The sequence below is a fragment of the Amycolatopsis sp. 2-15 genome (assembly GCF_030285625.1).
Lineage (GTDB): Bacteria > Actinomycetota > Actinomycetes > Mycobacteriales > Pseudonocardiaceae > Amycolatopsis > Amycolatopsis carbonis.
In genome coordinates this window covers 8,405,326-8,419,754 of record NZ_CP127294.1, presented here as the reverse complement: position 1 = coordinate 8,419,754, position 14,429 = coordinate 8,405,326, and the positions used below count along the sequence as shown (strand labels likewise).

Below are 14,429 nucleotides of genomic sequence, written 5' to 3'. Positions count from 1 at the left end.
CCGCCGACGTTAGCTCTGAGTCAGAGGTATTGGCAATACCGATTGTCTTGTTTGTCGGGATTTTGCGGGCTTCAGGCGAGTTGGCCGACGACCATCGAGACGCCGAGCGCGGTCATCGTCACGGCGATCAGCCCGTCGAGGACCCGCCAGGCCGCGGGGCGCGCGAACACCCCCGCGAGCCGGCGCGCGCCCAGGCCCAGCGCGCTGAACCAGACGGCGCTGGCCAGCGCGGCGCCGACGCCGAAGACCCAGCGGCCACCGCCCTGGCCGGCCGCCACGGAGCCGAGCAGGAGCACGGTGTCGAGGTAGACGTGGGGGTTGAGCCAGGTCAGCGCGAGGCCGGTGAGCACCGTGCGCCGCGGGGACACTGGCTCGAGCGCGGCGGTCGTCAACGCGCTGGGCTTCACGGCGCGCCTCGCCGCGAGGAACCCGTACGTCACCAGGAACGCCCCGCCGACGACCCCGATCGCCGTGATCGCTGCCGGCCAGCGCCGCAGCACCGCGCCGATCCCGCTCACCCCCACGGCGATCAGCACGACGTCCGACAGCGCGCACACCACGATCAGCCGCTTGATCGCCCCACCGCGCAGCCCTTGCTGCAGCACGAACGTGTTCTGCGCCCCGATGGCGACGATGAGCGAAAGGCCGGTACCGAAGCCGGCGGCGAGTGCGGGAACCACGCCGCCGACCGTAAGGCGGAGCTCTCGGATTAGGCCAGCTAAAGATTCTTACGTAACATTAGCTGTCGTGATGTCGGATCTCCCTCTCGACCAGGTCCGGACGCTCCTCGCCGTGGTCGACGAGCAGTCCTTCGACCGCGCGGCCGCCGTGCTGCACGTGACGCCGCCGGCGGTCAGCCAGCGTGTGAAGGCGCTCGAACAACGCCTGGGCCGCGTGCTGATCCTGCGGACGAAACCCGTGCGGCTCACCGACTCGGGACAGGTCGTCGTGCGCTTCGCCCGCCAGCTCACGCGTCTGGAGGAGGACACCCGCGCCGAACTCGGCCTGGTCGGCGCTGCCGGTCCCACCACTCTCCCCATCGCCGTCAACGCCGACTCCCTGGCCACCTGGTTCCTCCCCGCGCTGGCCGCCGTGCCGGGCGTGTCGTTCGACCTTCGTAGCGACGACCAGGACCACACCGCCACCCTCCTTCGCGAGGGCCTCGTGATGGCCGCCGTGACCTCCGCGCCCCACCCCGTGCAGGGCTGCACTTCGACGCGCCTGGGCCTCATGCGCTACCGCGCCATGGCTTCCCCGGCTTTTGCCGCGCGCTGGCTCGCGGACCGCCCCCTGGCCTCCGCGCTGGCCGAGGCGCCCGCCGTGCTCTTCGACCGCAAGGACGACCTCCAGGACCGCTTCCTGCGCACCCTCACCCGCCGCTCGCTCCCGCTCGGCGCCCGCCACTACGTGCCTTCGTCGCAGTCCTTCGCGGACGCCGTCACCGCCGGTCTGGGGTGGGGGATGGTGCCGGAGCTGCAGACGCGGGGGTCCTCTTTGGTGGATCTGGCGCCGGACCGCCCCTCCGACGTGCCGCTGTACTGGCAGCAGTGGAAGTTGGACTCACCCGCCCTGGCCGCAGTGGCCACGGCGGTCGGCACGCTGCGGCAGTGACTGTCCTGAATAGACAGTACTTGCTCGGACAACCTTGCCCGACCTTCACGCACACACCCTGAGGTGGTTGGATCACAGCGTGGAAAGCAGCGGAACGAGGACGAAGTCACCCGAGCGGCTCGTGTTCTTCAGCGACGCCGTGGTCGCCATCGCGTTGACGTTGCTCGTGCTGCCGCTCACCGATCTCGTGCCCGAACTGGCGGCGGAGCACCAGGACGCCACCGACGCCGTGCTGGAGCACTGGAACCAGATCTTCAGCTTCGTGCTGAGTTTCGTGGTGATCGGGCGCATGTGGTGGGGCCACCACCGCATCTTCGAGGAAGTCCGCGCCTACAGCGGGGCGCTGGCGCTCACGAACTTCTGCTGGCTCTTCACGATCGCGGTGCTGCCGTTTCCGACGGAGCTCACCGGCCAGTACGGCACGGACCGCTTCACCACGCTCTTCTACATCGGCACGATTCTCGCCAGCAGTGCGTGCCAGATGGTGCTCGTGCTGATCGTCCGGCGGGATCCGAACGTGGCCGTCCGCGAAGGGGCCGTGACGGATCGCTGGCTGGCCAACAACGTGCTGTCCGTCGTGGCGCTGGCGATCGCGTTCGTGATCGGCGCGATCCGGCCGGCGTGGGGGTACTACGCCCTGCTGCTGCTCATCGTCCCGCCGATGATCGCCCGCCGGTTCAGCGGGCGCGACGACGACTGAGGCCCTGCCGGTGACTCAAGCCTGCCGACAAGTCAAGCCTGCGGCAACGGCCACAGGTCGTCGTTGAGCATCCGCTTGAGGATCTTGCCCGTGGCGTTGCGCGGGAGTTCCGCCACGAAGTACACATCGCGTGGCACGGCGAAGCGCGCCAGCTTCTGGTGGATGTAGTGGCGCACGTCCTCGGCGTGCATGCGCGCGCCGCGGCGGAGCACGACGTAGGCGGCCAGGCGCTGGCCGAACTCCTCGTCCGGCACGCCCACCACGGCCGCCTCGTAGACGCCGGGCAACGCGACCAGTGCCTCTTCCACCGGGCGCGGGAACACGTTCTCGCCGCCGGACACGATCATCTCGTCGGCGCGGCCGGTCACGAACAGCCGGCCCGCGGCGTCCTGGTAGCCGACGTCGCCAGTGGCCATCAGGTCTTTCGACCGGGGCACGCTGGAGCCGTTGGTGTAGCCGTCGAAGAGCATGTCGTTGCCGACGAAGATCTGGCCCTCGTCGCCGGGCGGCACGGGGCGGCGCTCGTCGTCGAGGATGGCGATGCGGGTGCCCGGCGGGCAGCGGCCGGCGGTGGTCGGCGCGGCGCGCAGATCGACCGGGTCGGCGATGCTGGCCCAGGAAACCTCGGTGGAGCCGTAGAAGTTGTAGAGGACATCGCCGAAGGCGTCCATGAACGACGTCACGAACGAGCCCGACATCGCCGAACCGCTGCTGGCCACGATCCGCAGCGACGACAGGTCGTAGCGGCTGCGCACGCGCTCGGGCAGCTCGTGGATGCGCTGCAACATGATCGGCACGGCGAACAGCGCGTCGCAGCGGTGCTCGGCGATCATCCGCAGCGTCTGCTCCGCGTCGAACCGGCGGATCAGCGACAGCTCCGCCCGCACCGACATCCCGACCTGCAACGCGGCCAGGCCCCAGCTGTGGAACAGCGGCGCCGCGACGGCGATCTTGTCCCGCGCCCGCAAGGGAATCCGCGCGAGGATGCTCGCCGCCGTGCTCAGGCCCTTCGGCGTCGGCCGGCGCGCGCCCTTCGGGGTGCCGGTGGTGCCGGAGGTGAGCACCACGATCTGGCCCGGCCGCTTCGCCGGCTTCGGCCGGGCGGCGGAGGCGTCCTGGATGAGCTCGTCGACGGTGCGGTAGCCCTGCTCGGCGTCGTCCCAGGTGCTCACGCGGGGGAAGTCGCCCTGCACGCCGGCGATCGTCTGCGCGAACTCGTCGTCGGCCAGCACCGCGGCGGGCTGGTGCTCGGCGAGCACGTCCTCCACCGCCGAGGGCGACAGGCCGGTGTTGAGCAGCACCACGTCCACGCCGAGCTTGCTGCAGCCGACGAACGCCTCGACCATCGCTGCGTGGTTGCGGCACATCAGCGCCACGCGCTGGCCCGGCCGTACGTCCAGCTTCGCCAGGGAGTTGGCCAGCTGGTTGCTGCGCTCGTCGATGTCGCGGAACGAGCGGCTGTTGCGCTCGTCGTGCACGGCGATGTCGTCGGCGCCGCGCGCGGTCGCCGCGAGGTAGCCGCCGGCGATCGTGGCGCCCCACTGCGAAAGCGAGTTGAGCTGCTTCGCGACCTTGTCCGGCCGGCCCGCGACCAGCACACCCGCGCGCACCAGCGTGTTGGCCGTGCGCAGTGTCGTCGCGCGGTCGTACTCGGGCGGCTCGGCGGCTTCGCCGGACAGCTGAAGCTCGATCCGCCGCGTCAGTTCCTTCAGCATGCTCTTGACGGCGGAGCGCGAAAGCAAGTCGTGGTGTTCGGGCGGCAGCGACGGGAGCATCAGGCGCAGCACGATCTCCGTCGCCTCGCCCGCGAGCGCGCGCAGCTCGAAGGAGATCCAGTTGCGCTCGTCGGGCAGCCCGCACCACACCACGTGTTCGCCGGGGCGGTACACCACCGCGTGGATGGTGCCTTCCACCAATGTATCCCGGTCGGGAGCCAGCCTGATCAGGCAGCGCGGGCCGCGACCACGCGACGGGGCCTCGGTCACCTCGCACCAGCTGATCGCCGGCACGAATCTCGGGTAGAGCTCGGGGGAGCCGATGATCTGCCACACCGCGTCGGGCGGGTGCCCGACGGTCGAGCTCGCCTCGACCACATCGTCTCGCATTGCGATCCGCCTCACCGCCGCGCGCGTTGCGCTCCCCGGTACGTACCGGACACGCGTTCAGGTGCGGGCACGCTACCAGCATTCGGCCCAGCTTCGGTACTGCGAATGACCGGCAATCCGGCGGGATGGGAATTTTCAGACGAGCGCGGCGGGCACGGCAGGAACCGACGAGAGCGCCGAGCCGAGCTCGTGCCCGACGGCGAGCCGGACGTCGTCGCGCAGGCTGGCCAGCTTCGCGACGTCGATCCCGGTGGCGATGCCTTCGCGGTGAAGCAGGTGCACGAGGTCGTCGGTGGCGATGTTGCCCGAGGCCCCGGGCGCGAAGGGGCAGCCGCCGATCCCGCCGAGCGACGAGTCGAAGCGGCGGATGCCGAGCCGCAGGCCCTCCCACGCGTTGGCGGCGGCGAAGCCGTAGGTGTCGTGCAGGTGCAGGCCGAGCGGCAGGTCGGGCACGGCGTCGCGCACGGCTTCGATCCCGCGGCGCAGCAGGCTGGGGTTGGCCGCGCCGATGGTGTCGGCGAGGTGCAGCACACCGGCGCCGAGCTTGGCCAGGCGTTCCGCGGTGGCGGCGGTGCGCGCGGGGTCGGTGTCGCCGTCGAACGGGCAGACGAAGGCCGTCGCGATGGTCGCCTCGATGGCCACACCCGCGGCGGTGAGGATCTCGGCGCAGCTCTCGAGCCGGGTGAGCGCGCCTTCGGTCGGCACGCCGGCGTTGGCCGTGCTGTGCCCGTCGCTCGCGGAGACCACGAGCCGCACGGAGCGGGCGCCGGCGGCCACGGCCTGCTGGGCACCGCGCTCGGTGAAGACGAGCGTGTGGAGGGTGGCAGGGCTGGTCGCCGGGTCGAGCGTGCGCAGGACCTCGTCGGTGTCGGCCATCTGCGGCACGCGGCGCTTCGAGACGAAGGAGCCGACCTCGAGCGCGCGGAACCCGGCGTCGACCAGGCCGCGGGCGAGGCGGAGCTTGTCGGGGGTGGGCACGATGCGGGCTTCGTCCTGCAGGCCGTCGCGCAGCACGACCTCGGTGATGAGGACCTCGTCCATGGTGGGTCTCCTTTGTTGTTCGTCTGTGCGGAAGGGTCAGATCACGCCGTCGGCCCGCAGGCGCGCGCGGGTCTCGTCGTCGAAGCCGAGCTCGGCCAGCACGTCTTCGGTGTGCTCACCGAGCTCCGGCCCGAGCGTCCGGACGCTGCCCGGGTGCTCGCCGAGCGCGGGGACGACGCCGGGGAAGGTGACCTCGACGTCTTCGTCGTCGATGCGCACGGTTCGGCGCTGATGCATGCCGCGGGCCTCGAAGTGCGGGTCCTTGGTGATGTCCTCGGCGGTGAGGATGGGGCCGCAGGGCACGTCGGCGGCGCGCAGCGTCGTCTCGGCGGCTTCCTGCGAACGGCCCTGCGCCCAGTCGCCGATGACCTGGTCGAGGCGGGCGGTGTTGGCGACGCGGCCGGCGTTGTCGGCCAGCGCCGGGTCGTCGGCGAGGTCGGGGCGGCCGATGGCGTGGGCGAGGCGGCGGAAGATGGCGTCGCCATTGCCGCTCACGACGATGTACTTGCCGTCGCCGCAGCGGTAGGTGTTCGACGGCGCGATGCCCGGCAGTGCGGAGCCGGCGGGCTCGCGGACCACGCCGAACGCGTCGAAGTCCGGGACCAGCGACTCCATGAGCGAGTAGACGGCCTCGTACAGCGCGACGTCGACGGTCTCGCCTCCGCCGCCCTCGCGTTCGCGGCGCAGCAGGCCCATCAGCGCGCCGATCACGGCGTAGAGACCGGCGACGGAGTCGGCCAGGCTCACACCGACGCGCGTCGGCGGACGGTCGGGGTAGCCGGTGAGCGCGCGCAGGCCGCCGACGGCTTCGGCGACGCCGCCGAAACCGGGGCGGTCGCGGTAGGGCCCGGTCTGGCCGTAGCCGGACACGCGCACGAGGACGAGGCCGGGATTGAGCCGCTTGAGCTCTTCGGGGCCCAGGCCCCAGCGTTCGAGGGTTCCGGGGCGGAAGTTCTCGAGGACGACGTCGGCCTTCGCGATGAGCTTGCGCGCGACGTCCTGGCCCTCGGGCGAACGCAGGTCGAGGGTGACGGACCGCTTGTTGCGGCCCAGCGCGCGGAAGAGCAGGGAGGTGTCGCCCGCGTGCAGGCGCCAGCGGCGCAGCTCGTCACCGCTGCCCGGGCGCTCGACCTTCACGACGTCGGCGCCGAAGTCGGCCAGCAGCCGGCCGGCGGTGGGCGCGGCGATGAAGTTGCCCAGTTCGACCACCCGCACCCCGGCGAGAGGGCCTCGATTGCTCATGATCACGCTCCAACCACATAGTGAGTTGCAAACCCAGAATACGGGTGCGCGGGTCGCCGTCAAGACGATCGAGGCTGACTACACTCGGCGAAACAGTCGGGTGGGTCACAGAAGCGGGGCGGCGATGGCGGAAGAGCGGGGCGGCACCGCGCCGGTGCTGGTGCTGCGGAAGTTCAAGCAGATCCTCGAATCGTTCACGATCGAGGAGCCCGAGCTGACCCTGCAGCAGATCACCCGCGCCACCGGCCTCCCGGCGAGCACGTGCCAGCGGCTGGTGCACAACCTCGTGCGCGAAGGCTTCCTCGACCGCTACGACGACACCTACCGCGTCGGGCTCGGCCTCGTGCGCTGGGCCGCGCCGGGCACCTTCGGGTTGGATCTGGTGCGCCTCGTGCGTCCCGTGCTGCACAAGCTGCGCGACGATTCGGGCGAGACGGCCTGCCTGTACGTGCGCGACGGGGCCTTCCGCACTGTGGTGTCGCTGGCCGAGTCGCGCCACCCCGTGATCCGGCTGTTCGTGGTCGGCATGGTGATGCCGCTGCACGCCGGCTCGGCCGGCAAGGTCTTCCTGGCGTGGGACCGCCTGGCGCTGCGCGACGCCGTCGGGCACGGCCTGGCGCGCTTCACCGAGCACACGATCGTCGACATCGACCTGCTCAACCAGCAGCTCGCTCAGGTCCGCGCCGACGGCTACGCCAGCAGCTTCGAGGAACGCGACCTCGGCGCGGCCTCCCTGAGTGCCCCGGTGTTCGGGCTGACGGGCGAGCTGAGCGCCGTGATCGGCATCGGCGCGCCGACCCAGCGGATGACGTCGGCGGACGTGCCCCGGCTGGCGCCGCTGGTGCTCGACTCGGCGGCCGCGGCGTCGGAACGACTGGGGTACCGCGCGGGGATGGCCCGCGACGTCACCGGCTGACTTCGAGGTGCGGCCGCGGCGGCTGTCTTCAGTGGAAGCGTCGTCGTTGGTGGAGTGCGGGCTGCGGCGTAGGACGGCCTGGGTTCCGCGCGGGGGATGACCTGCGAAGCCCTCGGCTGAGGCGTCGGGGCGCACTGCGGCGGCTGTCCTCGGCAGAGGCACCGCGGTCGGCGGCCGTGGTGGAGCGGTTGCTGCGGCGTGGAGCCCCAGCGGGGCCGGCCCGCGATGCAACGTCATCGGCTGAGGCCGCCGCCGGGCTCGAGAAGGGCGACTTCGGACCGCGCCGCCCCTGGGGTGAGTTCGCGCTGGTCCGCGTGCAAAAGAGCAGCCTCGAAGTCCGTTGTGGTCGGTTCGCCGGGTTCGTCGCGGAGTGAAGATTTCTTGCCGGGTGATCCGACCGCGTGGCTCGCCACCCTTCGTGCTGGTGAGCGGCGTGTCGGGGGCGGATCCGTCCCGATCGGTGGACCCCTCAGGCTGTTCCCCGACGCTCAGCGACTCTTGACGCCCGCGCGCATCCCGCCACATCATGGGGGCACGAATCACATAGTGGATCCTGCTTCACGCTTGATCCGCGCGGCCATGACTGTCAAAGGAGACGACGGATGGCGAACCCCCTCGACACGGCGGAGCCGGGGACGGCCGCGGTCGCGGCGCGGCTCGACCGGCTGCCGGTCACCCGCACCCACCGGCGCGCGACCGTCGCGGTCGGACTCGGGCTCTTCTTCGAGTTCTACGAGGTGTTCCTGACCGGGACGATCAGCGCGGTGCTGGTCAGCGAGTTCAAGCTCAGCAAGGCGGCGCTCCCGCCGCTGCTGGCCTCGACGTTCCTCGGCATGTTCTTCGGCGCGCTGCTGCTCGGCCGCCTGGCCGACCGCTTCGGCCGGCGCGGGGCGTTCCTGCTGAACCTGGCGCTGTACTCGTTCTTCTCGCTGCTCGGGGCGTTCAGCGGCAACGCGATCATGCTGCTGATCACCCGGTTCTTCGCCGGTGTCGGCCTCGGTGCCGAACCGCCGCTGGCCGACACCTACCTCACCGACCTGCTGCCCGCCCGCAAGCGCGGCAAGCTGATCGCGTGGGCGTACACGCTCGCGTTCTGCGGTGTGCCGGTCGTCGGGTTCCTCGCCAAGGGGCTCACGGAGGGGTCATTCCTGGGCATCGCCGGCTGGCGGTGGCTGTTCGTGATCGGCGCGCTCGGCGCCGGCGTGGTGTTCCTGCTGCGCCGCGGGCTGCCGGAGTCGCCGCGCTGGCTGCACTCGGTGGGGCGCACGCAGGAGGCGGAGACCGTGATCCGGGGTCTCGAGGCCGAGGCGGGCCAGACCCCGGCCGCGGAACCCGTGCCCGCACCCGCGCCGGCCGGGAAGCCCGTGCGCAAGGCCGCGCCGATCCGCGACCTGTTCGGGCCGACGTACCGCCGTCGCACGATCATGATGACGGTCTTCCACGTGCTGCAGACCATCGGCTACTACGGCTTCGGCACGATGGTCCCGCTCGTGCTCGCCGCGAAGGGCTACCCGGTTTCGCAGTCGCTGCTGTTCACCGCGCTGACGTTCCTCGGCTACCCGGTGGGTTCGGCGTTGTCGCTGCCCCTCGTGGAACGTTTGGAGCGCAAGCACTTGGTGATCGGCTCGGTGCTCGCGATGGCGGTGTTCGGCCTCGCGTTCGGGCTCGCGAACTCCATCGCGCTCGCAATCGTGTTCGGCTTCATCTACACGGCGATCAGCAACGTGTTCTCGAACGCGTACCACATCTACCAGGCCGAGATCTTCCCGACGGCGCTGCGCTCCACGGCGTCGAGCGGCACGTACTCGATCTCGCGCCTGGCGAGTGGCGTGATGCCGTTCGTGCTGGTGCCGCTGCTCGACAGCTCCGGCGCGACCACGCTGTTCGTGGTGATCGGCGCGGCACTGGTGCTGGTGGCGCTCGACATCGCGCTCCTCGGGCCGCGCACCACGGGCCGTTCGGTGGAGAACGTGGCCGGGGAAGGCTGAGCGCTCCCGGACATAATGGGCTCGTGGAAGATCTGGTCGAGGAGTACGGCCCGCGGTGGGAATCCGGGCCGTACGAACGGGGAACTGACGGACCGCGCGTGATCCTGGTCGGCACGGACACATCGCCGACGGGGTTGCGCGCGGCTTCGTATGCGGCGGGTCTGGCCCGGCGCGAGCGCGCGCGGCTGGTGGTGGTGTACGTCGCGGCGCCGTCGATGTGGGCCGGGCTGGCCGCGGCCTCCGTCGCGGACATGGAGCAGCGGACCTTCGAAGAGGAGATCGAGCAGCTGCGCACCCAGCTGCGCGGCCGCGCCGACGAGCTCGGCGTGCCGGTCACGTTCGTCGTCCGCCGTGGGGAGACCTTCCCGGAGCTGCGCGAAGCCGCACAGAAGGTGAGCGCCGACCTGGTGGTGGTCGGCGCGTCCGAGCAGGGCGGGCACCGGCTCGTGGGCTCGGTGGGCAACCGCCTGGTGCGGGCCGCGGTCTGGCCCGTGGTCGTGGTGCCCTGACCAGCGGACGTTGACAGGTGCGCACGAGTCGGTAAAAATTCTGAACCGGTAAGATTCCTGAACCGGTCGGAGGACGACAGTGGGCACTCGCGACGACCTGCTCGACAAGGCGCAACCGGTGGCCGCGGCGGCCGCGGAGCACGCCGGCGAAACCGAACGGCGTCGCGCGCTGGCGCCCGAGGTGGTGTCCGCGGCTCGTGCTTCAGGCCTGTTCCGCGCCGGGCTGCCCGCTGCGCTCGGCGGTGCGGAGCCGTCGGCGGCGGCGGTCCTGCGGGCCGCCGAGCGCGTGGCCGAGGCCGACGCGTCGGCGGGCTGGTGCGTGTCGATCGCGGCCACGAGCAGCCTGCTCGGCGCGTACCTGCCGGAGAAAGGCGGCCAGGAGGTCTTCGGTGACCCCGACACCGTGGCCGCCGGCGTGTGGGCGCCGCGCGGCAAGGCCGTGGCCGTCGACGGCGGGGTCACGGTTTCGGGGCGCTGGTCGTTCTGCAGCGGCGTGACGCACGCGGACTGGATCTTCCTGGGCGTCGTGCTCGACGGGAAGCTCGTGGTCGCCGCGATCCCCACGGCCGAGCTGGAAATCCACGACACCTGGCACACGTCGGGCCTGCGCGGCACCGGCAGCAACGACACCAGCGCCGACGCGGTGTTCGTGCCGGACCACCGGCTGTTGTCCGTTGTGGACGGTCCGCCCGCCGGTGCCGGGCAGCTGCACCGGTTCCCGCTGTTCGGGTTCTTCGCCGCGTCCATCTCCGCCGCTGCCCTGGGCAACGCGCGGGGTGCGATCACGGAGTTCGTGGAGCTCTCCGGGGCCAAACACCCCAGCGGTTCGCGCCGCTCGCTCGCCGAACGCACGGCGACGCAGAGCGCCGTCGCCGAGGCCGAGGCTTCGCTGCGCGCGGCCCGCGAGTTCTACTACCGCGCAATCGACGACGCTTGGCAGTCGGCTGTCTCCGATTCCGTGGTGCCCGAAGACCTTCGCCTCGCCTTGCGCCTCGCGTGCACCCACGCGGTCCGCACGTCGGCCGCCGTCACGCGCTCCCTCTACGACCTCGGCGGCGGCTCGGCGATCTACGAAACGTCCCCGTTGCAACGCCGCTTCCGCGACGCCCACACCGCCACGGCGCACTTCCAGGTCAATCCGGCGACGTTCGAGCTGACCGGCCGGCTGCTGCTCGGCCTGCCCACCGAAACGGCGCAACTGTGAGCGCGGTCGGTGTGGCGAAGCCGGTGTCGGCGGGCGGCTCGGCGACGGCCGCCGGTGTCGAGGTGGTTCGCCTGGTGATCGGGCCGGTGTTGCTCGCCTTGGTGAATGGAGGCGTGCGGCGGTGAGCGCGCTGGGAGTTGTCACGCCGTTCTGGCTGGATCGGCCGGCAGCGGAGGCCGTGGACATCGCCGTGGAGGCCGACCGCTACGGGTTCGGGGAGTTGTGGGTCGGGGAGATGGCGACGTTCGACGCGTTCGCGCTCGCGACGGCTGTCAGCCTGCGGACGGAGCGGATCGGGGTGAAGATCGGGCCGTTGCCGCTCGGGGTGCGCACGCCGGTGGCGCTGGGGCTGGGCGTGGCGTCGGTGGCGACGCTGGCGCGCCGGCCCGTGGGGCTGGCGCTGGGCGGGTCGAGCCCGGCGATCGTGAGCGGCTGGCACGACCGGCCGTGGGACCACGCGGCCCTGCGGATGCGGGAGACCGTGGCCGCGGTCCGGACCGTCCTCGAGGGACAGCGGCTGTCGGTCCACGGGAAACATGTGCGCAGCAACGGGTTCCGCCTGCGGGAGCCAGCGCCCGTGCCGATTACGGTCGCCGCGTTCGGGCCGGCGATGACAAGGGTGGCCGCCGAGATCGCGGACGAGGTCGTGCTGAATCTCGTGCCGCCTTCGCACGTTTCGCGCGTGCGCAAGGAGATCGACGGCCAGGCGCACGCCGCGGGCCGGACGCCGCCGCGGCTGGCGGTGTGGGTGCCCGTCGCGGTGGACCCGGGGGAGGCGACGCTGCGGCAGCTCGCGGCGCAGGCCAGTGTCTACCTGAGTCCGCCCGGGTACGGCGAGATGTTCGCCGAGCTGGGGTACGGCGAGCTCGTCGCCGCGGCCCGTTCCGGCGCCAAGCGCGCCTCGCTGGCTGTGCCGCCTTCGCTGGTCGCCGACGTCGGGGCGATCGGGTCCGCCGCCCAGGTGCGCGAACGCATCGCGGCCTACCACGCGGCGGGCGCGGACCACGTCGGCCTCGTTCCGGCCACGGCCGAAGACCCGGCCGGCCGCACGCTGCTGCGCGAGCTGGCCCCGTGACGGCCGGGTCGCACCGCTTCACCGCCGAGTCCGTCGGCCGGGCCCTCGACGTCCTCGGCGAGCGCTGGACGCTGCTGATCCTGCGCGAGGCGTTTTTCGGCGTCCGGCGCTACGCCCAGTTCGCCCGCAACCTCGGCATCCCCCGCCCGACGCTGTCGGCGCGGCTCAAACAGCTCGTGGACCAGGGCGTGCTCGACCGCGTGGTCTACGCCACCGAACCGGACCGCCACGAATACCGCCTCACCCCGACCGGCAAGGAGATCTTCCCGGCGCTGGTCATCCTGATGCAGTGGGGCGACGACCACCTGCCGATGCCCGACGGCCCCCCGCTCGTGCTGCGCCACTCCTGCGGCGAACCCGTCGCGCCGCGCCTGTCGTGCACCCACTGCGGCGACGAGATCACCACTTCCAGCGTGACGCCGGAACCGGGCCCGGGGTATCAGTGACCCGGGCCCGGCCGGGGGCTCAGCCGCGGGTGTAGACCTGCGACCATTCCCAGACACAGCTCTGGCACGTTCCCGCCTGGACCTGGAAGCCGCCTGCGTCGGCGGGAACCCAGCCGTCGGCCTTCAGTTCGTACCGTCCCGCAGGCACCGACGCGAAGGTCACATACCCGTCGGCGTCGGTGGTTCCCGTCGCGGTGGTGCTGCCGGAGATGATGTCGACCAGGCTCACGGCGGTGTCGCCGATGGCCTCGCCGGGATCCTGGGTGAAGTTCTTGTTGTCATCGTGGTAGATCGAACCGCTGGTGGTGCCCGGCGCGCCCGGCACTCGCGCCCACAGCCGGACTTCCGGATTGCTGTCGGGGTTTCCGAGTTCGGGACCGAAGTCGCAGTCGACCGCGAACCCGCCGTACTGGTCCGCGAGGGGCGGAACCGTGCCGGTCTCCGTGAAAGTCCGCGTCTCACCGGGTGAGAACGTCAGCGAAGCCGGGTACACGAGGTCGGTCCACGACTGCCAACCCGTGAGCTGGTACTGGCTGCCGCCGATGCGGTCACAGTTCCCGCTGATCCCGGACAACGGTTGGGATCCGGTATTGGTCAGCGTGAAGGTCACCTGCGCCTGGTCGCCAGGTGCATAGGTGTCACGGTCCACCGACGCGGTGGCCTGTAGCTGGTCCGACAAGGGCCGCACCGCGCGCACCTCGACGTCCTGGTCACCACCGGTGACGCCGAACCCGCCGTTGGTTTCGGCGAGCAGCCAGCCATCGGGCAGTGTCGTCGAGAACAGCTGGTAGTACCGCGCGGGCAGGTCGGCGAAGGTGAAGGTGCCATCGGGTCCGGCCACGGTCTCGAGCGTTGTCTCGCCGTAGATCCGCACGGGCGCACCGGCGAGGCCTTCTCCGGGATCGAACGCGTTGTCGCCGTCGCGGTCGCCGTACACGACTCCGTGCAGCGTGCCCGTCGTCGTGGTCGGGTCCACGAAGGGCACGCTCAGGTGTGCGGGCTGCACGTCCCACGACGGGATGCTCGTGCTGGTGATGTCGAGCTCCGGCGAACCGCCGCCCCAGGTGTAGACGGTCGCGTTGAGGGTGAGGTTCCGAGTCTCGTCCGGGGCGAGTGTGGCGCCGGGATAGCCGAAGTCGCCCCAGCCGTCGAAGGACAGGTACGAGCCGGAGTTCTGGTCGGTGTACAGGGTGATGGCGGTCAACGCCTCAGCCGAGGCGTTGTGCACCGTCACCGTGATCGGGAACGGCTTCCCGACGAGGCGCACCCCACTGTCGACGGAAGCCGTGATCACCAGCTTCGCCGGGTCCGCGGAGGCCGCGGGTGTGAGGAGGGCACCGAGGGTCAGCGCGGCGGTCAGTCCGGCGAGCAGCCGGAAGACCCCGCGCGGGGATCTGCGGGACAAGATTTTCCCCCTGGAAACGGGCCGTCCGTGGGCGTCCCCCGACGCACGCTTGCCGGGCCGGCGTGGTTGCGCAGTTGCGACTGCGATCACGGGAGAAAGTAGCGCCACCGAGGAGGGCCGGGCCAGGGGATTTGCCCGGACGGAGCAGCGTCGGCCAACGCCAATGTGCTACATAAGCTTGACGAAC

General features: G+C 71.3%; 14 protein-coding genes. 9 read left to right on the top strand and 5 right to left on the bottom strand.

The genetic code is table 11. The annotated features are described in order from the left end of the window. Positions 1–71: 71 nt before the first annotated feature. The gene (locus QRX50_RS41670; protein ID WP_285968582.1) at positions 72–680 is read right to left on the bottom strand and encodes a LysE/ArgO family amino acid transporter; all 609 of its coding nucleotides are present in this window, start codon (positions 678–680) and stop codon (positions 72–74) included. Between the two features lie 70 nt (positions 681–750). Here QRX50_RS41670 and QRX50_RS41665 point away from each other — a divergent pair, with 70 nt between their 5' ends. Then, positions 751–1,611, top strand: coding sequence for a LysR family transcriptional regulator ArgP (locus QRX50_RS41665; protein WP_285968581.1), 861 nt, complete (start codon positions 751–753; stop codon positions 1,609–1,611). Between the two features lie 79 nt (positions 1,612–1,690). Continuing rightward, entirely contained in the window at positions 1,691–2,311 is a 621-nt protein-coding gene (locus QRX50_RS41660) for a TMEM175 family protein (protein WP_285968580.1), read from the top strand. A 32-nt stretch (positions 2,312–2,343) separates the two neighbouring features. On the opposite strand, the gene QRX50_RS41655 is transcribed toward QRX50_RS41660, so the two are convergent. From QRX50_RS41655 to QRX50_RS41645, 3 genes are all read right to left on the bottom strand, one after another. Continuing rightward, positions 2,344–4,416 (bottom strand): AMP-binding protein, encoded by a 2,073-nt coding sequence (locus tag QRX50_RS41655; RefSeq protein WP_285968579.1) that lies wholly within the window; start codon positions 4,414–4,416, stop codon positions 2,344–2,346. Between the two features lie 135 nt (positions 4,417–4,551). Next, positions 4,552–5,457: a hydroxymethylglutaryl-CoA lyase gene (locus QRX50_RS41650; RefSeq protein WP_285968578.1), complete on the bottom strand. Its 906-nt coding sequence runs from the start codon at positions 5,455–5,457 to the stop codon at positions 4,552–4,554. Between the two features lie 36 nt (positions 5,458–5,493). Further along, positions 5,494–6,705, bottom strand: a complete 1,212-nt coding sequence (locus QRX50_RS41645; protein ID WP_434533189.1) for a CaiB/BaiF CoA transferase family protein — start codon at positions 6,703–6,705, stop codon at positions 5,494–5,496. Between the two features lie 118 nt (positions 6,706–6,823). Here QRX50_RS41645 and QRX50_RS41640 point away from each other — a divergent pair, with 118 nt between their 5' ends. The 7 genes from QRX50_RS41640 (at position 6,824) to QRX50_RS41610 (ending at position 12,837) form a co-directional block, all read left to right on the top strand. Then, positions 6,824–7,615 (top strand): IclR family transcriptional regulator, encoded by a 792-nt coding sequence (locus QRX50_RS41640; protein ID WP_285968576.1) that lies wholly within the window; start codon positions 6,824–6,826, stop codon positions 7,613–7,615. Positions 7,616–8,217: 602 nt separating this feature from the next. Further along, positions 8,218–9,603 (top strand): MFS transporter, encoded by a 1,386-nt coding sequence (locus QRX50_RS41635; protein ID WP_285968575.1) that lies wholly within the window; start codon positions 8,218–8,220, stop codon positions 9,601–9,603. Positions 9,604–9,626: 23 nt separating this feature from the next. After that, the gene (locus QRX50_RS41630) at positions 9,627–10,112 is read left to right on the top strand and encodes a universal stress protein (protein ID WP_285968574.1); all 486 of its coding nucleotides are present in this window, start codon (positions 9,627–9,629) and stop codon (positions 10,110–10,112) included. 79 nt (positions 10,113–10,191) lie between these two features. Then, a complete protein-coding gene (locus QRX50_RS41625) occupies positions 10,192–11,316 on the top strand; it encodes an acyl-CoA dehydrogenase family protein (protein ID WP_285968573.1) in 1,125 nt (374 codons plus the stop codon). Then, positions 11,313–11,441, top strand: coding sequence for a hypothetical protein (locus QRX50_RS41620; protein ID WP_285968572.1), 129 nt, complete (start codon positions 11,313–11,315; stop codon positions 11,439–11,441). The genes QRX50_RS41625 and QRX50_RS41620 overlap by 4 nt, the downstream gene beginning before the upstream one ends. Then, the gene (locus QRX50_RS41615; RefSeq protein WP_285968571.1) at positions 11,438–12,391 is read left to right on the top strand and encodes an LLM class F420-dependent oxidoreductase; all 954 of its coding nucleotides are present in this window, start codon (positions 11,438–11,440) and stop codon (positions 12,389–12,391) included. Before QRX50_RS41620 ends, QRX50_RS41615 begins: the two co-directional genes overlap by 4 nt. Beyond that, the gene (locus QRX50_RS41610) at positions 12,388–12,837 is read left to right on the top strand and encodes a winged helix-turn-helix transcriptional regulator (RefSeq protein ID WP_285968570.1); all 450 of its coding nucleotides are present in this window, start codon (positions 12,388–12,390) and stop codon (positions 12,835–12,837) included. The genes QRX50_RS41615 and QRX50_RS41610 overlap by 4 nt, the downstream gene beginning before the upstream one ends. Before the next feature lie 19 nt (positions 12,838–12,856). Here the strand turns inward: QRX50_RS41610 and QRX50_RS41605 are convergent, their stop codons facing one another. After that, on the bottom strand, positions 12,857–14,242 hold the full coding sequence (locus tag QRX50_RS41605) for a hypothetical protein (protein ID WP_285968569.1): 1,386 nt from the start codon (positions 14,240–14,242) through the stop codon (positions 12,857–12,859). Positions 14,243–14,429 lie beyond the last annotated feature (187 nt).

Excerpts from the sequence above, each read along its gene's own strand:
- QRX50_RS41665 (WP_285968581.1), top strand. The coding sequence starts at position 751 with ATGTCGGATCTCCCTCTCGACCAGGTCCGGACGCTCCTCGCCGTGGTC.
- QRX50_RS41655 (WP_285968579.1), bottom strand. The coding sequence starts at position 4,416 with ATGCGAGACGATGTGGTCGAGGCGAGCTCGACCGTCGGGCACCCGCCC.
- QRX50_RS41650 (WP_285968578.1), bottom strand. The coding sequence starts at position 5,457 with ATGGACGAGGTCCTCATCACCGAGGTCGTGCTGCGCGACGGCCTGCAG.
- QRX50_RS41640 (WP_285968576.1), top strand. The coding sequence starts at position 6,824 with ATGGCGGAAGAGCGGGGCGGCACCGCGCCGGTGCTGGTGCTGCGGAAG.
- QRX50_RS41635 (WP_285968575.1), top strand. The coding sequence starts at position 8,218 with ATGGCGAACCCCCTCGACACGGCGGAGCCGGGGACGGCCGCGGTCGCG.